Consider the following 19,444-nt stretch of genomic DNA (forward strand, 5'->3'; position numbering starts at 1 on the left):
TCCGGAATTGGTCCCATCATACCGTTCCCTGCGCGGTCCGGTAAATCGTGAGGTTTGATTCTACCCGTCATTTTTGATTCAACCGAGGCTGATTCCCGCTCTCCGCTTGTCCCAATGATCAAATCTGATAGGCAGAATCAAAAGTTAATCTGCGCTTAGAGCCTGTGTCTTCGCCACTTTGTAGCTGCTGGGAGGCATACCTTCGAACTTCCGGAAAAACCGGTTGAAGCTTTGGACATTATAGTACCCGACCTCAAGCGCGATCTGGGTGATGTTGAGCTTGGAGCTTAGGAGCAGCTCCTTCGCCTTCTCGATCCGAAGCTGGTTGAGCGTATCGATCAGACTCATGCCCGTCATCTCGTACACGATCTTGCGCATGTAGGAATAGCTGATGCCGATCTCCTTGGCCATCTCCTCGAATACAATTTCTTCACGGTAATGCTCGTTCAAGTAGTGAATGATCCGTTCCCCGTGGCTGTTCGTCTCGCAGGCGGACCGCGCCAGATACTGCACGATCTCGCTGTAGAAGCCGATCAGATACTCCTCCATCTCGTCCAGGGTATCGATCGAGGCCAGAGCCGCATAGATATTGCCCCTTCCAGCAAAAATCCGCGACGTGTTGATATTGCCCTCCCGGAGCTGCTTGATGGTTACACCCGCCAACTGATGGTAGATAAAGAGAATATTGTCGTAGGAAATGTAGTCCGCGGCGAGAATCTCGCTGCTGATGACCTTCAATTCCTTGATGATGCTGTCGAGCTGTCCATGCTCCAGGAAGTTCAGAATCCGCCGTTCGCTGATGGCCGGATACAGGTATCGCTTGTCACGCCCTTCCTGCTCCTTCCAATAGGTGATTCCTCCGCTGCCGGCGATCATGCGGTGCTTGACGGCCTCCATCGCTTCAACGACGCGTTCCGCAATATGATCGCTCGATTCGGTCGGGGAGCTTACTCCGATGGTGACGGACTGGTCCAGCAGCTCCGCCGCTTTGTCCCGGACGGCGCTTAGTGCCGCTCCTATAGCCGTTCTGCCCCGTTCGAATTCCTCCTGACCGCAATTGATCACCATAGCGAAGCAGCCGTCCCCTTGGTAGACGCAGCGGACATTCCCCGCTTCCGAAACCGTACCTTCGCAGAGGGAGATCAGGAGATGCCGATGGTCGCTTCGAGTCTTGGGATCGTGCTTGCCCGAATATTGCCTGTACCGGTCGATGGAAAGAACGGCCACCAGAAAATAACGGGCCGGAAACATCTTGGCGGCCTGCGGGGTCAGCTCGCCCCGAAGCAGGTTATGGACGGCCATGCTGCAGGCGTCCTGCTCCCGTACATGAAGGAGCCCATGAAGCGCATGCTCCTCCTCCTGCATCCGCCGGAATGCCGCGTCGAGATAGGCGAGCTCATTCCGCCCCTTCACCATCAGGTTTCCCCGCTGGCGCAGGGTCCGGACCAGCTCCCGGGCCGGCTTGGACAGCCAGGTGGAGAAGAAGAGCGTGAGCAGCGTTCCTGCGAATATGATGATGGCGGTCAGAAGGATGATCTTCTTCTGCATGGTATGGGTCTTGGTCATCAGCGCATTGACCGAGGACATCTTCACATAGGTCCATCCGTTCAGCTCCGACCGGGACCACGTATACAGCAGCCGGTCATCCTTCATCTCGCGGAACATGAATCCCTCGGCTTGGTCCTGCTTCAGGATCTCGTCGATCAGGGGATCCTCCAGCCCGTTCTTGAACAGCAAGCTCTTGTCCGGGTGGGAGATCAGAGTGCCCTCCGAATCCAGGATCATGTAATCCTGCCTGACGGCGCCGGATGAGCGCATGTCTCTCTCCAGCTGGGTTTCCCGCACATTCACGACTATCGTTCCGCGCGTCGTCGTCGTAAGCCGGTTCAGGGGCAGCACATAGGACACGACGGGAACCCCCGAATTCAGGGTGCGCGGATACCAGACGCCGGTAATGCCGCTACGGCTCGCAAGGGCATCCTTCATCCAGTCAGTGGCTTCGTACTGGTCCAGCTTCATGATCCCCTTGTCCGTGGACACGACATAGTCCGTATCCCCCAGGGAGAAGAAGGAGGAATACACGCCGTCGCCGATCCGGTTCAGACTGAGCAGATCCTGCTGCACCGTTAGCGCGTTCAACACATTCTCGTAATTGGAGTTGATCTCCTCATACGACTTGTACGGTCGGATCCGGTCGAAAATATGGGTTCCGGCCAGCCGTATCGTATTCTGGGCCATAATGTCGAGCGTATTCTCATTCAGCCTGCGGCTGGCAACCAATCCGGCCAGAGAGGAATCCGCTATGGCATGCTCCGAGTTCTCCAGGATCTGCGCACCGCTGTACCAGGTTAAGGTAGCCGTAGGAACGGTCATGACACAGAACAGGATTAAGGCCAATTGAAGCATCATCGGAAACCGTTTCATACAGCCCCTCCTCTAAACTCAACCGGTATGTTCCGGAAACGTTTCTACATCTATACGGTCTTCAGTGAAAGAGTAGCACGGCCGGATGCTTATCGAAATAATCACATCTTCAGATTATGAGGAACCGGCATTTCAGCGCCGTTGCAGCCTTGCCGGAAGTAATCCCAAGTGATGATTATCGCTCCGGACGGTGTACAGGCATATCAAAAACGCCGGACATCTCCTAAAGCGGAGATGTCAGGCGCTTATTGCAGTACGGCCGTCAACGGCTGCTGTAACGTTTGTAGGCTTCCTCATGGATGTGCACCATCTGGTCAATCCCCATCTTCCGAATTGTCTGCGTGAAGGTATCGAATTCGGATAAGGGCGTGTTCCCCATGATGAACTGGGTCATCATCTCGTTCACATAAGCCGTGATCGGGGTCATAACGGTCGCGATCAGACGGGATTCATCCTCCGTGAAGCGCACGGAAGGAACGACCAGCGAATCGTCGCCCTTCATCCAGACGGAGTTCGCCTCTCTCTGGCCCTGGAAGGTCATGGCGGCGTCCAGGTACCGGGAATCCTGATTCATCGGACCGTCCATGATCGACAGGGCGTATGCCGCAAGCGCCTGATCGATCGTCAGCTTCGAATGGGTCGTAATCTTGTCCGTGAACCGGACTGCGCCTCCCTCCAGGGTGTAGCTGTCGCCTTCGATCCCGAAGTTGAACAAGTCATGACCTTGTGGGCTGTAGTTAAAGTCCATCCATTGCACGATAGCGGGAAGCTTCGCCTTGTCGGCGGAAGCCGTTATGGCTTCCCCGTATGGGAGAACCTTCGTTTGTAAACCGAATGTGGAATAAGGCTTCCCCTCGCTTCCCTTCGGCCACGGCGCACCGGTCAGCTCGAACTTAGAATTCGTCGCCGCCATCAGCGACTGATACTTGCCGATTCCGCTGAAGACGCCGCCAAAAAAAGCTCCGATCCGATTGTCCGTAACCTTCGAATCGAACGTCTTCGCGTCATTGTCCTTAATACCCGGGTCGATCAATCCCTCCGCGTACCATTGGGCCATCGTCTCGAGAAATTTCTTATATTCCGGCTGTACCGGCCCGTACAGGATACGGCCATCCCGGAACTGCATGCCGCCCAGTACGCCGAAGGCAGGAGCGAAATCATGCAGCTTCGTCAAGTTGCCGGGGCCGGAGCTCCCGGAGAAGGGAAGCTCATCCGGCTTCCCGTTCCCGTTCGGATCCTTCTCCCGGAATGCCTTCAGTACCGCATACCATTCGTCTATGGTTGTCGGAACCTTCAGATTCAACCGGTCCAGCCAGTCCTTCCGGATGACCATTCCTACGGTTGCGGCCAGCTTCCTGGCATCGGACCGGATATAAGGGAACATGTAGATCGTTCCGTCATCCAGCGTAATCTGCTTCTTGATATCCGGGTCGGATTCCATCAGCTTCTTGAGATTCGGCGCATATGCCGCAATATAGTCGTTCAGCCTGATGATCCGGCCGTCCGCCAGCATCTTCTCCGGCCCGCCAACGGCTTCGGACCAGTTGTAATAGATAACGTCCGGCATATCATTCGTGGCGAGCAGCAGGTTGAACTGGTCCTTGTGCTGCCCGAGGGGCGGATGGGTCCAATTCACATGGACGCCCGTCAGCTCTTCCTTCTTCCTGTAGGCAGCCATCTCGCCGAAGTGGTCGAGCGATGCCGTCAGCTTCGCATCCGTGGGCCGCCAGTAATCGATGGTGAACGGCCCCTTGACGATCGGCAGGGGAATGGACGTCAGCGCCGCAGGCCGGGCAGTACCGGTCCCGTTCGAAGCACCTTCTTCAGCACCACCCTTGCACCCCGCGGCGAGACCGGCGGTCAGGAGGGTGCTGCAGGCGATGGGTATTAGCTTTTTCATCATCTCACTCACCCCTCCGCCCTTTTTTGAGAATAGCGGCTTCTGTATTCACCGGGGGGGATACCGTTGATTTTCTTGAAGACCCGGATGAAATTTTGCGAGTTGTTGTAACGCAGTCTCTCGGCGATTTCCGAAATTTTCAGATCCGTGGTCTCCAGAAGGTCTCTCGCCTTTTCCATTCGGTGGGAGATTAGATAATCCGAGAAGGTCATCCCGACCTCCTCCTTGAACATGAAGCTCAGCTGGGACAGCGGCATGGAGATCCGGCCCGCAAGCAGGGACAGCGACACGTCCGTATCGTAATGCTCATGGATATAATCCAGCACATGCGATACCATGCTGTGATTGCGCTGCACCGCTTTGCTGCTCAGGTGCTCGACGATGGGCGGATATACCTCCGTCTTCAGCCAGTTCACGATCTTAGCCGACGTATTCAGTTCGTTCAGTCGCTGGTAGAGGTTGTAATCATACAGCTGTGCGCCGTTGGGGTCCATCTCATATAACGTACGCAAGGAGGCCGCAATGAGCTGTGCGAACGATTGGCGGACATGCTCATGATGATAGAGATCCACTCTCAAGGCTTCGGCGAAATCATCCAGCAGGCTCTGGATATGGGACAAATGAGCCAGCTTCAAGTGCGTCACAATCTGCTGCTCGATCTCATAGGGATAGTCGAAGGAAGCGGTCTCCGGCTTGATGTGCCCGATGTACAGCACCCTTCCGCTGCCTTCCACCAGCTGGTATTCCAACGCCTCCAACGCCTCCCGGTACGAGCTTCTGGCCAACGCCAGGCCCTCGTAGCTGTGGCCGATTCCCATGGTGACGGTGATATGGAGCAGGCTCTCCGAAACGCTGCGTATTTCCTCGGCAATAAAGAAGGCCTTGTTCTTCAGAATAGCCCCATTCGGGTCCTCCGACGCCTCCTCCTCCACGCCGTGGTTCACCAGAATGGCGATATGTCCGCTGTGCATGCGGACCACCAGCCCCTCCGCTGCGCGGCTCAGGATCTCCTTGGCAATATTGATGACGGCATAATGAAACAGGTTCAAGTCCTTCTCCGTCTGGCCCCTCATATTGTCCAGCTCGACGCAGATCACCGTATAGTACGGATGCTTCACCGGAATGCTGTAATATTCCGCCCGTTCGAGCAAGGAACCGTCCAAGGGTTCCGTCAGCATTTTCTGAATAAAATTGGCCCGAAGCAGCGGCATGGATTCTTCGATCTGCCTGCCAAGCTGCTCATTGCTGGCCGATAAGGATTCGAAGTAATTCCGGATCAGGGTGAATTCGTTCTGGTTCTTAGGAGCATCTCCCAGACCACCCTTGTTCTTGACCAGATCCATCAGCGACTGCAGGCCGCGGTACCAGCGCTTGGACAGAATTCCTGTGGCGGCCGTGCTGCCTAATATGAGAAGGAGACAGATCAGGAAGGTGGTCTCTTTAATCTTCTGCAGATGCCGGGTCAGATCGCTGGTCGGGATGACGGTCACATACTTCCACCCGTTATAGTGGGACTGGAGGGAATGAATGGACAAGCTGCGGCCGTTCCACTTCTCCGTCCAGAGCTTCTCCTCCTCATGGGATACCAGCAGCTTGGAGATCAGACCGTAATCCTCATAGGGAGCGCGGTCCGTGCTGCCGGACAAGTCCGAAAAGACGTTGCCGCTCGGAGTCACGATCAAGAGCTCTCTGGAGCCCAGCCGCATCTTGCTGAATACACGAAAAAAAGCGCTGTCATTTAAATTGACGATCAAATAGCCGGAAGAGGACTTGTCGTAGGGATTAATCCTCAGGACGAAGGTAATCTGGTGGAAGCCGTCGCGAACCAGGGTCGATTCGAGCTTATGGTCAATCCATATTTTGGAAGGATCCCGGCTGACCGCAGTCCGTACAGGCTCCGACAGAGTCTCTTCCCCTACGATTCCCCGGTCAGGGGCAACGACAAGATGCTTGTCGGGGTGGTACAAGTAGACGGCATCCACGTCCTCAATGGATACCTGGATGGAATTCAGAAGGGACATGGTCAGGCCCAAATTCTCCAGATCCGCCTCCGGCTTAGGCTGGGACAGGAAGCTGGACAGCGTTGGGTTCACGGAATTCTGAAGCACGATCTTCTCGAGGGTGGTCAGCTTCTCGTCGATCCGCTGCTGAATCTGCAGCATGGTCTGCCTGTTGGCTTCCCCGATTTCATCGATCATCTTGCCGCTTGCGATGTAATAGGCGGCGATCCCCATGATCATGACCGGGATCGTAGCAAGGAGGGAGGAGAAGATCAGCACTTTTCTTCGCAATTGTCCCGACGAAAAACCGAAGGCTCCCTGTAGTTTTCTTAGCAACGTTCTCCCACCTTTATCCCCTGATGTCCCATGCTGAATCATCCGCCTATTCCTGAAGCGGCCAAGCGGGAGGCCCTCCTGCTATTCTATCATGTTAACCTTCCTTGTTCTAGAATGCGAGGCTTGCCACGGATAAGCAAAAAGCCCTACCCCGGATCCACGTCCGGGATAGAGCTTTGTTCTGATGCAGCGGGTGTCCGTTGAAACGAACCTTAACCCTTCACTGCACCGATCATAACGCCCTTCACAAAATACTTCTGCACGAAGGGATAGATGCAGAGAATCGGTACCGTAGCCACCATGATCGTGGCGTACTTGATGGTCTCGCCGATCTTGAATTGATCCGCCGAGCCGGCGCCGGACGTCATGCTGTCCGTGGAGTTGGCGATCAGGATCTCCCGGAGCACCAGCTGCAGCGGGAACAGGCCCCGGTCCTTCAGGAAGATGGAGGCGTAGAACCAGGCGTTCCATTTTTCCACCGCGTAGTAAAGAATCATGACAGCCACCACCGGCATGGACAGGGGCAGCACGATCCGGAAGAGAATCGTCAGATGATTGGCCCCGTCGATCTTGGCCGATTCCTCCAGACTCTCCGGGATAGCCTGGAAGGAGGTGCGCATAATAATCAGGTTAAAGGTACTGATGGAGAACGGGATGATGGTCGCCCACAGGGAGTTCATCAGCCCCACGTCCTTCACGATCAGGTACAGCGGAATCAAGCCGCCGTGGAAGAACATCGTGAACACGATCAGGAAGGTGAAGAAGCCGTTCCACATGACGTTTCTTCTGGACATGACATAAGCGGCCACCGCGGTAAGCAGCAGATTGATCGACACCCCAACCACCAGAATGAACAAGGTATTGCCATAGCCCTTCATAATGCCCGGGTTATCGAATACACTGCGGTAGGCATCCAGGCTGAAGCCCAGCGGCTTATACAGAAAGCCGGTATGGGCGATCAATTGACTGGAATCGCTGAATGAGGCGAACGTCACATATAAGAGCGGATAAAGCGTAACGATGACGAGAAGGGAGAGAGCCACGGTGATGGTGATGTCAAAGGTACGGTCTCCCGTGCTGATCTGGGCTTTCATTTGTGTTCCTCCTACCATAAGCTGCTTTCGTTGACTCTACGGCTGACATAGTTCGCTGTAATCAGCAGCGCCAGATTCACCAGCGAGTTGAACAGCCCGACCGCGGTGCTGTAGCTCCAGCCGAATTCCAGAAGACCCTTGCGGTAGACGAAGGAGGAGATGACGTCCGCCGTCTCGTAGGTTACCGGATTATACAGCAGGATGATCTTCTCGAAACCGACGTTCAGCATGTTGCCCATACGAAGGATGAACATGATCGTAATGGTAGGCAGAATACCCGGCAGCGTAATGTACAGCATCTGCTTCAAGCGGCTGGCTCCGTCGATGCGGGCCGCCTCATACTGCTCCTGGTCGATGCCCATGAGTGCTGCGATATAGATGATGGACTCCCATCCGACCTTCTGCCAGATCTCCGACAGGATGTAGATGGGACGGAACAGCCCCGGCTTCTGCAGCATGGCGGTGCCGTCATAGCCGAAGTAGGAGAAGAGGGTATTGATAATGCCGTTGCTGTTCGTGAAGTCGGTGACCATCCCGCAGATGACGACCAGGGAGATGAAATACGGCATATAGGAAATGGTTTGCACGACACGCTTGAAGGCCTGACTGCGGACCTCATTGATGAGCAAAGCCAAAATGATCGGAGCCGGGAACATAAAGATCAGGGAATAGACGCTGATCACGACGGTGTTCTTCAGGATCCTCCAGAAGTAATAGCTGGAGAAGAAATCCTGGAAATGCTGCAAGCCCACCCAATCGCTGCCCATAATTCCCTTCATGGGGGAGAAATCCTTAAAGGCGATGACCGCGCCGTACATCGGCGCATAATGGAAAATGGCGTAATAAGCCAAGACGGGAATCATCATAAAATACAGCAGTCTGTTCAGCTTAAAATCCCGGGCAAAGCGGTAGGTGAAGCTGTTTCTGTCTATGGCGGTCTTCCGACCCGTTGCCACTTGCGTTCTGGACATCTCTGGCCACTCCTCCTTCATAGAAAACCGGGGGGAGGATTACTGCCCTCCCTCCGGTCCTTCTCCTGCTTAGCGCTTCGTATAACGCTCCAACGCCGCTTTTTTGATCTCGATGGCACGGTCCAGCTTGACGGATTTCAGCTTCTCCACATACTTGTTGAAGGAGTCCAGCGGTTCCGAACCCAGAATGATCTTCAGCGTCATCTCATCCACCAACGTGTTCACATCCGCCATGATCTTGGCGAATTCCGCGCTCTCTTCCGGAGTCGGTGTGATCAGCGGAAGCTGATATTTGGCCATATCTGTCTTCTGCCACAAGGAAACGGCCGACTGCTGCTCCGGCAGGTTCAGATATTGCTCCAAGTAACGCTTGTCTTGAATGAAGGGCCCTGACGTGTTACCCCGGATATGAAGGGACATGGCTTGGGCAGGAGCCAGCTTATCCGGATTTTTCATCAACAGATCCGTGTACTTGGGATAACCGTTCTCCATCTTGTAGCTGACACCTTCGGTTCCGAAGTTGAAGAACATCCGCCCTTCCTCGCTGTAACCGAAGTCCAGCATCTTGACCGCCAGCTCCGCATTCTTGGACGATGCCGAAATGGCCACCATTCCTCCGGTGGAGTACGCATAGTCCCTCTGGCCGAATTTCGGAGTGCTGCCCTTCTTCAGGACAGGGTACGGCGCGGCGATCACCGAAGCTTTGGGATCCTTCTCCTTCAGAAGCGGCTGCCACTTGCCGATGCCTCCTCCTGCATTGCCCCAGGTTGCGCCGGTAGCACCGCTGGTAATATTGGCATCCAGCACCTTGGAATCCACGGTCGCCACATCCTTATCCAGCAGCCCGTCGGCGTACCATTGGCGGAAGAGCCCCAGGAAATCCTTATACCCCGGCTCAGCAGGGCCGAACTTGACCGTTCCGTTCTCCTGATAGAAGTCGCGGGTTACACCGAAGGCACCGATGAAGGCTCCGTTCCCCAGCTCATTGAACACTCGCGGTTTCGCTACGAAGGAAATGGCCGCTTTGGCCCCCTTCTTTTCCTTGAATGCCTTCAAGGTTGCCGTCCACTCATCGATGGTTTCGGGAACCGGCAGCTGCAGCTCATCCAGCCAATCCTTCCGGATGATCGGACCCTGGAATGTTATAAGGGATGCATCGCCACGGATGAATGGGAAGGAATAATAGCTTCCGCTGTCGGTTTTGACCATCTTGTCAATCTCAGGGTTTTCCTTCAGGAACTTCTTATAGTTCGGCGCATACTTGTCAATCAGCGTATTCAGCTTCATGATATAGCCATCCTTGATGGCCTTCTCGGGTCCGCCCGGGAAGTTGAAGAAGTTGTACTCCACCATGTCCGGCAGCTCACCCGAGGCCAGCATCACATTGAACGATTCATCGATTTGATTGGCCGGCGGTGCGGTGAAATTCACCTTTACCCCGGTCTTTTTTTGCCATTCTTGGTAGAACGGCACATCCGAGTGTTTCGACTTCACGCCGACCAGGTTGTTCGGTAATGCCCCCCAATACGAAAGCGTCTTATCGGTTTGGATGGGATACACCGCGGCAGGCGCTGCAGATGCGCCAGCGGAAGGGGCCGCTGCTTCCTCTTTCTTTTCGTTGCCCGAGCAACCGGCCAGTGCGCTTCCCGTCAGCAGGAACGCCATGAGAGCGGGTACGGTTTTTCTGATGTGATTCCTCACTCTTGATTAACCTCCTTGGATCCATCGGATCACCTTGTCGTTACGAGTCTGCTTGCTAGCAGCTCCTGTGTATTACTATAAGATTGCCCGTTTTCACTGTATATCTTCAGTACATCCAATAGAATTGAAATCGGTCTATTGCGAATCGGCAAATCCGCCAAAACGATAGGCAATGGGTCCAAAACCGGCTCCATACGCGCAAAAACCCCCTGTCCGGCACACGAAAATACCGGAACAGGGGGATCGGGGACCCTTTATTCATCCAACACTTCTTTATATTTGCCTGGGGTGATGCCCTCCAGCTTCTTGAAGGTGCGGATGAAGGTGCCCACATCGTTAAAGCCTGAGCTCTCGGCCGCCTCGTTGACCGTCCGCTTGTCCGCGAGCAGTTCCTTGGCACGCTCGATTCTCTTCATGTTCAACGTTTCCAGCAGCCCCTCTCCGGTCTGCTCCTTGAACAGCTTGGAGAGATAGGTGGGCTTCATATCGAACTGCTGACCCAGTACGGAAACATTGAGTCCCGGGTCGGTGTAGTTCCCGTCGATGTAGGCGGCGACCTCACGGATCAGGTCGTCCAGCATCCGCTGCCGGTTCAATTGGACGTTCATCTGCCGCTTCGCGCCCGCGTAGTCGCATGCCTCCTTCAGCATGACCGACATCTGCTCCCGCATCTCGGACCAGGTCTCCGAGGAGACCAGCCGCTCGATTCGCTTGGTCCCCTGCGCCAGCACATTCTCCTGGCCTCCGCCCAGCTCCGCGACAGACTTCATCAGGGTGCCGGCCAGATCCATCATGAGACATCGGGCCAAGGGAACGGACACGGTCTGCTTGGCGAAGTTCATCTCCAGGATCTCATCCAGAGCCGCCTGGGCCGTCGGATAGTCTCCCACCTTGACGTAATTGATCAGCTGCTGCTCGACCTGCAGGGGGTAATAATAGCCCGAGTCGGATTCCGCGCGGCTGTTGTAGCGTTCGACTTCCTCATAGGGCAATATTTCCTGCTTCCCCATGACCAGCTTGTATTCCATCGCATCCATAGCCTCCTGGTAAGCCAGGTGGGCTTGATCCAATCCCCGATGTACGCGGCTGATCGATACCGTGATATAGATGCTGTACTTCTCCGAGAGGAATTCCTGGGCCGATCGGGCAACCTTCAAGAGGTCTGCCGTAGCATTGTTCTCGGGATCGGTATCGGACAGGCTGACGAGGCAAGCCAGGGTGTTGTCCGTTTCGGTCATATACCCGCGGTGCTTCACGTTCACCAATTCCTCCACCACATTCGTCACGATAAAATGCAGGAACTCCAGCTTCTCGCCCGTCCCCTTGCCTTGAACCCGTTCCAGGAATACGTCGTGATCCTCCGTGTAAAAGAGAAGAACCGCAATATCCTCCGACAGCAGCTTCATATCGAATGCGGTTAAGGATTCCGCCAGCGGAAGACCGTTGTCCAGCTTGCCCTTCAGCAATTTGGCAACGAAATGGGACCGCATCGTAAACCGCTGCCTCTTCATCTCCAGCAGCATCTGGTCCATTTCACTGAGTGTGCTGTCCACGGCCTGCTGGATATAAAGAAACTCGTTGGCCCCCTTCTCCCGGGTCGGAGCCTTGTGATGAAAGACGCGCACCAGACGCTGGATCGGATTGTAATTCCGTCGCAGGAAGAAGTAGGTCAAGACGCCGCCGCCCAGCAAGCTGGCCGTGAAGCTCAAGTAGGTCAGCTTGCGTACCCACTCCGCCTTCTTCCAATAAATTTCACTCGGGATCATGGAGATATACCGGAGCTTGGACACGTTGGATGGAACGGTGAAGACCTCGAACCGCTGTCCCCCGGACTTCCAGATGAACATGCCGCTGCCATCCTCCGGCTGTCCGATCGGCATTCCCTCCGGAAGAGGCGTATCGCCGCTGGAGACCAGGACCTGGTTGTTGGCGTCGGCAATGAGAACATGTCCCTTGCTGAACGCTTCAATGTTTTGGATGGCGGACAGGATCCGAGACTGGTCGATCAGAATCACATTGGCGCCGGAAGGCTTCCCGTCTTCATAGTCATAGGTGCTGACATAAGCGAGCGAGGCAGTGGAGACGCCGTTCGCATTGTTTCTCATCATCGGGACGAAGCCCTTGAACTTGTTCCTGCGGAGGATATCCAGCCATTCCTCATAGCTCATGTCCGGAGACTGGTGATGTTCGGAGTAGGCGAATTTCGAATCGCGGTATAAGTCCGGCAGCATCAGGAGGTCCGGTTGGGCCAGATAGATGTAGAACAGATCGATCTCGGAATAGGCGGACCGGTAGACGATCAGATCCTTGGTCGCCTCATGAAGATCGTACAAGAAATCCTTGGGATAGTTCTTGTACTTATGCTGAGCGATCAATTCCCGGACCTTCGGATTCCAATTCAGCTCGAAGTTCAGCCGGTCAATGGCCATGATCTGCTTGTCCATCTGCTCTCTCAGCTGCTTGAGCAGGGAGTTGTTCGCCAGATGAATCTCGTCGGTCAGCATTCGGCTCGACTGCACGTAGACGAAGCCGCTAAGGATGACCGGAAGGAGCAGAACGGATAAATAGGATAGGGTCCATGACAACAGAACGCTCCGGCTATGGAACCATGTTCTTCGGTGCTTCTCCATTCGTTTCCTCCTGTCCGGCAGCTACTTGCATGAAACGTACATCGATTGGGTTCGGGTGTCATACAGCTCCGGCTCTTTGCCCGTCATAATATGGTAGGCCGTGTTCCTGCCGGCGTCCTCGCCGACCAAGTTATAGCCCATCTGGTTATAATGGAACGGATCCTTCATGAGCCCGTCCGCCGCCATGCTCTCGAACTTGGTCGAGACGAGAACTGCATGCCGGAAGGTTCGGCACAGCTCCGTCTGGGCCGCCATGATGGGATCATACAAGGAAGCATTGTCACGATGACGCCCGATTCGGACGAGGTAGCACATCTCCATCCCCGATTCGATCATGGCTTCGATCATGGCCGTCAGCTTGGCCGTATATTCCACCGGCGGCATGCCGTGATCGCCGTCGGTTTCCCCTTGGCACCAGACCATGAAGCGGTTGGCGATGGCATATCCGTTGCCGCTCAGCCACTCTGCCGCGGAATGATAACGGGCGACGGCGTCCTTCAGGAATGCTCCGCCCGGCTGCCATTGGCTAATGGAGGTGCCCCCCTTGGAGCAGGAGACGCCTACAATGGTTCTGCCGGTATGCTTATTGTATGTTGAGACAAAGGCAGAGACCATCGAGCCCGTCTTGAGCGACTCCGATACGCCACTGTCCGCATTGTTCTCCCGGACGCCGAAGGGCTCCGTGAGCGGGTAGAGTCGGGTCGGGTCAGTTATGGCTCTGAATTCGTAGGCCGCTCCGGTTGGTACCTCGGGTGCTTCTTCCGCCGTTCCCCGGCCCGCCATGTTGGACTGACCCATGAATAGAATCAAATCCACTTCCTTCATCCGACCGGATTTCGGATTATTCGTCATGTTTCACTCCCACCATTTTACCACGTCGTATGTGGAACTATCCATAAACAACCATTGGCTACCGCGTAAGCCGCGATAGCCAACCGTATGGATGCATATAACGATCTTACTACCTGAAGATCAGGAGAACAATAGAAAACATCACACGAGGTCCGGTACCGGAACCTTCTCCCATTTCATATCCGTGCCGAAGTAGAAGCTGGTGTAGCAGGGCTGGTTGTAGACGACGTTCTGCCAGGCCACGCCGGCTCGGTACTGCGGATCATGCATCAGCGTGTACAGCTTGCGGTCCGTGACCTCCGTGCTCATGTAGATTCGAATGGCCGTGCTGTCTGCCGTACGGACCACCAGCTCCTCCCGCCAGTCTCCGAAGAGATCGGCTACCAGACAGGGGTTCCCCTTGGTTCCGTTGTTCGAACGGGTGCCGTCGGCGGTCAGCAGCTTGCCCCGCTTCCAGTCCTCGATCACCACCGGCTGGTCGAAGGTGCCGCTGATGATCTGGGTCGTCATGTCGGCCCCCCACTTGATGCTCATGTTGGTGCCGGGGGCCTCCGGGCTCAGCATCTCCCCCTTGGCCGACCGGAGTCCCCGGGACGGCTCATCGGCCAGATGGCTTTCGCTGCACCAGGCTTGAAGACCGGGCACCTGGGGCTCCACCTTGCCGATCATCCCACGGCCCACATCATCCCTGGCGAAATCGCCGAACAGCACTTCCCCTGTGGCTGCATCCCGGAGCGTATACCCGTAAGGGCCATGAATCCCCGCCTCATGAACCATATAGATCTGCAAGCCGCCGCGTTCGGGATCCACCGCCGCCACGTGCAGGGCGTCCCCATGTCCCAGCTTGGCGTAGCGGCCGGGAGCGGCGCTGCCTTCGGGGAGAATGCCGCCGGAGCTGTACAGGATGCTGCCGTCGTGGTCGATGGTGGCCGAGCCGTAGATGATCTCCTGGCAGCCGTCCCCATCCACATCGGCGGTGGAGAGGGCGTGGGCTCCCTGCGAGGCAAGCGAGCCCGTTCCCGGGTTGCGGCCATCCTGCTCATGCAGCGTGTCCGCGAACGGATTGTTCATGTTCACCCAGCCGCTGTCGGTATACCAGACTTCCTTCAGGCTCTGCCCGTCCCAGCTGTAGGCGGCTACCGTCGCACGGGTATAGTAGCCGCGCGCGAAGATCGCATACGGCTTCCGTCCGTCCAGATAAGCCACACCGGCCAGGAAGCGGTCCACCCGGTTTCCCGGCTCGATCCTCTTCCAGGAATAGTCTCCCCACATCAGACCGTCGTCGTGGCGTCCCGGCTTGTAGCGGATGGTGGTAAGCTCTTCCCCCGTCTCCCCGCGGAATACGCTTAAGTATTCCGGTCCCGTCAGGATGAAGCCTTCGAAATCGCGCAGCTTGTTCCGCTCGCTCTTGTTCGGCGCATACACGTCGAGGAAGTAATCCGCCAGGCGCTCCGCATTCTCGCGGGACAAGGGATACGGATACTGCGGCTCGATGCCGAAGCATTCCTCCAAGGTTGCTGGCCAGCGGCCGGCTTCCACTTCCTCATGCCTGTGCCAGCTTAAGAACATTCCGACCACATGCTCGTAATAATCGTCGCGGCTCATGCGGTAGTCATCCTCGTGGCTGACCCCATCCTTCACATCCTCCGGCAGGAGGGTGATATAAGCCTCCGATACGGGCTTGCCGTCCTTGTACCGGATGGTGCGGGTGCCAGGAGCCGTCTTGAACATCAGCTCCGCCTTGCCGTCTCCGTCAAAGTCATAGACCAGGAACTGGGTATAGTGGGCGCCTGCACGGATGTTCACGCCCAGATCGATCCGGTACAGCAGGGTGCCGTTCTGCTTGTAGCAATCCATGTAGACGTTGCCGGTGTAGCCGACGTGGGATACATCCTTGGAGTTGGACGGATCCCACTTGACCAGGTATTCGTACTCCCCGTCCCCGTCCACGTCGCCCACACTCATATCGTTGGCGCTGTAGGTATAGCTCTGTCCGGCGGGCGTCACGCCGTCCGCAGGCTTCTGCAGCGGAATCTCCAGATAGGGTGTTTCCCAGGGGCGGACCTCCGTACATCTCCCCCCCTCTTGACCGTTGATAACCGCTGCTACGGAATAAGCGGACTCCTTGCCGCCGTCCCGGTCCAGATAGTTGGTGCTGTCGGTGATGTCCGCTATGTGCTGGCCGTTCCGGTACAAGCGGAAATCCGCAGCCGTCAGTCCCCGCTCCGTAGAACCGCTGACCTCCTGCCCCAGCAGTCTCCAGCTGACGAATATTCCTTCGGAGGTACAGACTGCCGCCAGCCCCCGGTCTAATTTTTCCATTTGCACACTCATTGTGAAAGCCTCCTGCCATAAGAAATCATGATCGAGAAGCAGCTGCTCCTCTCTCTTGCAGGTTTACCATACGCCTCCCCGTCTTTTCCGGCAATGAGACATTTTTGACCGTCCGGTTTTGGTGTTTATACTATTTTGCTCCTTTCGCATTATTTTGCCGGACAACAGCTGCAAGCCGTGTCAGCCAACACGGCTCGCAGAGCGTTATTTCACAGGCGATCCGTTCCATAGAACACTTGCAACCTTCCGTCACCAGATCATCAAGTGTTTATCCAACAGACGCAGAATGCCCTCCAGGAAGAAGTAATCGCCATAGATGATCGGCACCTCGCGGTCCGATTCCCGGTGATACCTTCCGGAGCCGTGGGACACGATGGAGTCCTGCTCTGGATCCCATTCACAGAACTTCTCGCCGATCTTCCGAAGCAATCGGACCGCCGCCTTGACATACAGCGGCTTCTCGTAATCGCCCACCGCCTCCGCCAGCTCCAGCAGCCCGCAGGCCGCACATACGGCGGCGGTCGTATCATAATAGACAGGCTGCTCCGGCGCGCGGAAATCGATGACCACTTCATAATCGTTCAGCGCCGCATTGGCGATGAAATAATGGGCCACTCTCTTGGCCGCGTCCAGGTATTCCCGGTCCCCCGTATACCGGTAGGACAACGCCATTCCATAGATGGCCCACGATTGCCCTCGGGTCCAGGAGGAACCGCTCTCGTATCCCTGGCCTCCCGGGTTATTCAGGTACTCTCCGGTTTCCGGGTCGAATACGACCAGATGATTGCAGGAGCCGTCCGGCCTTAGGATATGCCGCAGTGCCATCTGGGCATGGCTGACCGCGATCTGCTTCAGGCCCGCATCCTTCCTCTCCGCAGCCGCCCAGTACAGCAGCGGAAGATTCATCAGGCAGTCTATGATGGCGATGCCTTCCTGACCTTCGTTCCAGGCCCGGATATAACCTCCTGCCGGCTGGTACCGGCCGGCCAGGATTCCCGCTGCATGCAGCCCGCGGATTCTGGAGCGCGGATTGCCGGTCAGCCGGTAGTTCGCCACGGCCGTATGAAGCCACAAGAAGCCCACATCATGATCCAGCCCCATATAATCGGCAAGCCCTTGATCCAGCCGGATTTCCACTTGCTCCGCCGTTTCCTTGTAGAGCTTCTCCTGCGTGGCATGGTACATCTGCCACAGCATGCCGCTCCAGAAGCCGTTGGTCCACCAGACCAGAGACTTCTCCCCCATGTCCGAATACACTCCGTTCACCGGAATGTACGGGATGGAGGAGCCGATGCGGCCGCATTCCGCCTTCAGCTTGACTTCCAGCTTCCCCCACACCTGTTCCGCCCACTGGCGGTCCTCTTCACTCACCGCATATCTCATACCCATTCCCGGCTCCTATCCGTATTGTGATCTCTCTGAACTCCGTATCTACCCGGGTCTCCATCGTGGTCCTTCCAACCGGAATCTGGTATTCCACCGCGGGGATCCGGGTTGTGGGGAAGATCAGGTTGGTGTTGGGCGCGCTCGTAATGACCATGCCTCTTCCCGTCTCAGACCGGACACGGCTGCATCCATTAGCATCCGTCACTTCAGCCGTTCCTTCGCTGCAGTGGCTTCGGGTTTCCTCCTGCCGGTCCGGATACGAAAAGCCGCAGTCATAGGCCGTACATTCCACCTGACTGGTGACCGTATGGCGGCGGATATGCCCCTTGTCCGTCGGAATCAGCCACGTCTCTACATCAATCCCCTCTACCGGACTCCATCTGGCATACACTCCGGTCTCCGAGACGGAATAGTCGAGGCACTCTCTCCGAACATAAACCATGCGGTTCACGTAAAATGCCAGCATGCTGTCCGTCCCTGCCTCATGCAGATGCCAGTAAGACCGCGGACAGCTGAACCCGAACCGGGACGAATAGGCGAATTTGGCGTACTTCTCCGCTGCATGGGTAAGCTGCAGGACGGGATACTGTCCGGCCGTAAGAGCCGTCACATCGGAGCCCCGCCGGGTGATCAGCATGTTGCACTCCGGGATCACCTTCTGTTGGTCCAGCTCCGGAAGCGGTTCGCTCCTCGCGCGCCAGAATTCATGCCCGTCCGGCAGGGCCAGGAAGGCGAAGGTCTTGAAAGCCCAATAGGGCGAGCCTGCCGCATTATATCCTTCCGACATATTCAGATTCGGGTAGGTATATCCGATGGTCAGCACACCGCCGTTGTCGTACATGGGCTGCCTGGCCCAATACCGGAGATGCCGCCCGATGATCCCCTTCAGCACGCCGGGGGAGAAGCCGTCCAGTCCTGTCATGGCGTATACGCTCCAGAAGGCCGCTTGGGCGAAGCGATAGGCCATCGACCTTCCGTAGGGCAGGGCTTTGCCCTCCTCGTCGAACCAGTAAAGAAACGTCTGGGCGAACGTTTTGGCTCTCGCTTGGAAGCGCTCAGACCTGGCCGGATCGTCCTTCTTCATCCATTTGGCATACAGAAGGCAGTAATAATGAATGGCGAAGGAGATGTAATAATCCTTCTGCGGCCGCAATCCATCGGAGTACCAGCCGTTACCCAGATAATACGACTCATACTTGGCCATGGCCTCTTCCATCCGCTCGGTGCTGTAAGGTCTTCCTATACTCTTCAAAGCAAGATTGGTCAAGACGTTGAAGTATTGCCAGTTATTCTCCGCCAGCGTATAGCGGTTAATCTGACCCAGCCATTCCGACAGGTTGTGGCGGACGCGCTCCTCCAAGGGCTCCCACAGCTTGTCCGGAATCATCAGGAGGCCATAAGCGATGGCCGCCATCTCCACCATCCGCTGGTCCTTGTGATGCAGGTCACCCCAATATTCGGGAGATGAAGGGTCTGTCCCGTTCGCGATGCCCTCGAGAAAAACCGGGAGCAATCTCTCATCCTTGCCTCCCCCGGCCCAGTAGGGGACCATCCCCCACAGCAGACGGGAAAAAGCCTCCATTCCGGCCACCCGGTTCCCATAGCCCGCTGTTTCCGCCCCCAGCTCCAGTCTGGCCTTGCCGGGACTGAACCGGTTCATTAACGGCTCCACCATGGATAGCAGCATCTGCTCGTAGAAGGCTTTGCTGTCATGTTCGTTGTAGGTTTCCATGTACGTGTTCTGCCTTTCATGTGTAATTCCATTACGGATTTAACTATAAGCCGGTACACGGACCCTGTATATCTTCAGTACATC

At 56.1% G+C, this 19,444-nt stretch carries 11 protein-coding genes; all 11 read right to left on the reverse strand.

What is annotated here, in order from left to right; genetic code table 11:
- Window positions 1–144 precede the first annotated feature (144 nt).
- The 11 genes from ACSEXW_RS00495 to ACSEXW_RS00545 all read right to left on the reverse strand — a co-directional run bounded on the left by ACSEXW_RS00495 (window position 145) and on the right by ACSEXW_RS00545 (window position 19,360).
- Window positions 145–2,424: a helix-turn-helix domain-containing protein gene (locus tag ACSEXW_RS00495; RefSeq protein ID WP_438444125.1), complete on the reverse strand. Its 2,280-nt coding sequence runs from the start codon at window positions 2,422–2,424 to the stop codon at window positions 145–147.
- Between the two features lie 262 nt (window positions 2,425–2,686).
- Window positions 2,687–4,327, reverse strand: a complete 1,641-nt coding sequence (locus ACSEXW_RS00500) for a type 2 periplasmic-binding domain-containing protein (RefSeq protein ID WP_438444126.1) — start codon at window positions 4,325–4,327, stop codon at window positions 2,687–2,689.
- Between the two features lie 5 nt (window positions 4,328–4,332).
- On the reverse strand, window positions 4,333–6,660 hold the full coding sequence (locus tag ACSEXW_RS00505) for a helix-turn-helix domain-containing protein (RefSeq protein ID WP_438444127.1): 2,328 nt from the start codon (window positions 6,658–6,660) through the stop codon (window positions 4,333–4,335).
- Window positions 6,661–6,872: 212 nt separating this feature from the next.
- A complete protein-coding gene (locus ACSEXW_RS00510) occupies window positions 6,873–7,754 on the reverse strand; it encodes a carbohydrate ABC transporter permease (RefSeq protein WP_438444128.1) in 882 nt (293 codons plus the stop codon).
- Window positions 7,755–7,765: 11 nt separating this feature from the next.
- Window positions 7,766–8,725, reverse strand: coding sequence for an ABC transporter permease (locus ACSEXW_RS00515; RefSeq protein WP_438444129.1), 960 nt, complete (start codon window positions 8,723–8,725; stop codon window positions 7,766–7,768).
- A 69-nt stretch (window positions 8,726–8,794) separates the two neighbouring features.
- Window positions 8,795–10,426 carry an extracellular solute-binding protein gene (locus tag ACSEXW_RS00520; RefSeq protein ID WP_438444130.1) on the reverse strand — a complete coding sequence of 544 codons (1,632 nt, stop codon included), beginning with the start codon at window positions 10,424–10,426 and terminating at the stop codon, window positions 8,795–8,797.
- Between the two features lie 254 nt (window positions 10,427–10,680).
- Window positions 10,681–13,056 carry a helix-turn-helix domain-containing protein gene (locus ACSEXW_RS00525; protein WP_438444131.1) on the reverse strand — a complete coding sequence of 792 codons (2,376 nt, stop codon included), beginning with the start codon at window positions 13,054–13,056 and terminating at the stop codon, window positions 10,681–10,683.
- 21 nt (window positions 13,057–13,077) lie between these two features.
- A complete protein-coding gene (locus ACSEXW_RS00530) occupies window positions 13,078–13,908 on the reverse strand; it encodes a sialate O-acetylesterase (protein WP_438444132.1) in 831 nt (276 codons plus the stop codon).
- A 141-nt stretch (window positions 13,909–14,049) separates the two neighbouring features.
- On the reverse strand, window positions 14,050–16,242 hold the full coding sequence (locus ACSEXW_RS00535; protein ID WP_438444133.1) for a rhamnogalacturonan lyase: 2,193 nt from the start codon (window positions 16,240–16,242) through the stop codon (window positions 14,050–14,052).
- 249 nt (window positions 16,243–16,491) lie between these two features.
- Window positions 16,492–17,625 (reverse strand): glycoside hydrolase family 88 protein, encoded by a 1,134-nt coding sequence (locus ACSEXW_RS00540; RefSeq protein ID WP_438444134.1) that lies wholly within the window; start codon window positions 17,623–17,625, stop codon window positions 16,492–16,494.
- A complete protein-coding gene (locus tag ACSEXW_RS00545) occupies window positions 17,606–19,360 on the reverse strand; it encodes a DUF2264 domain-containing protein (RefSeq protein WP_438444135.1) in 1,755 nt (584 codons plus the stop codon). Before ACSEXW_RS00545 ends, ACSEXW_RS00540 begins: the two co-directional genes overlap by 20 nt.
- Between the last annotated feature and the right edge of the window lie 84 nt (window positions 19,361–19,444).

Source organism: Oryzibacillus soli (genome assembly GCF_051594765.1).
Lineage (GTDB): Bacteria > Bacillota > Bacilli > Paenibacillales > NBRC-103111 > Paenibacillus_AR.

What these genes read in the sequence shown, in the direction of transcription:
- ACSEXW_RS00495 (WP_438444125.1), bottom strand. Translation starts at nt 2,424, where the DNA reads ATGAAACGGTTTCCGATGATGCTTCAATTGGCCTTAATCCTGTTCTGT.
- ACSEXW_RS00500 (WP_438444126.1), bottom strand. Translation starts at nt 4,327, where the DNA reads ATGATGAAAAAGCTAATACCCATCGCCTGCAGCACCCTCCTGACCGCC.
- ACSEXW_RS00510 (WP_438444128.1), bottom strand. Translation starts at nt 7,754, where the DNA reads ATGAAAGCCCAGATCAGCACGGGAGACCGTACCTTTGACATCACCATC.
- ACSEXW_RS00515 (WP_438444129.1), bottom strand. Translation starts at nt 8,725, where the DNA reads ATGTCCAGAACGCAAGTGGCAACGGGTCGGAAGACCGCCATAGACAGA.
- ACSEXW_RS00525 (WP_438444131.1), bottom strand. Translation starts at nt 13,056, where the DNA reads ATGGAGAAGCACCGAAGAACATGGTTCCATAGCCGGAGCGTTCTGTTG.
- ACSEXW_RS00530 (WP_438444132.1), bottom strand. Translation starts at nt 13,908, where the DNA reads ATGACGAATAATCCGAAATCCGGTCGGATGAAGGAAGTGGATTTGATT.
- ACSEXW_RS00535 (WP_438444133.1), bottom strand. Translation starts at nt 16,242, where the DNA reads ATGAGTGTGCAAATGGAAAAATTAGACCGGGGGCTGGCGGCAGTCTGT.
- ACSEXW_RS00540 (WP_438444134.1), bottom strand. Translation starts at nt 17,625, where the DNA reads ATGAGATATGCGGTGAGTGAAGAGGACCGCCAGTGGGCGGAACAGGTG.
- ACSEXW_RS00545 (WP_438444135.1), bottom strand. Translation starts at nt 19,360, where the DNA reads ATGGAAACCTACAACGAACATGACAGCAAAGCCTTCTACGAGCAGATG.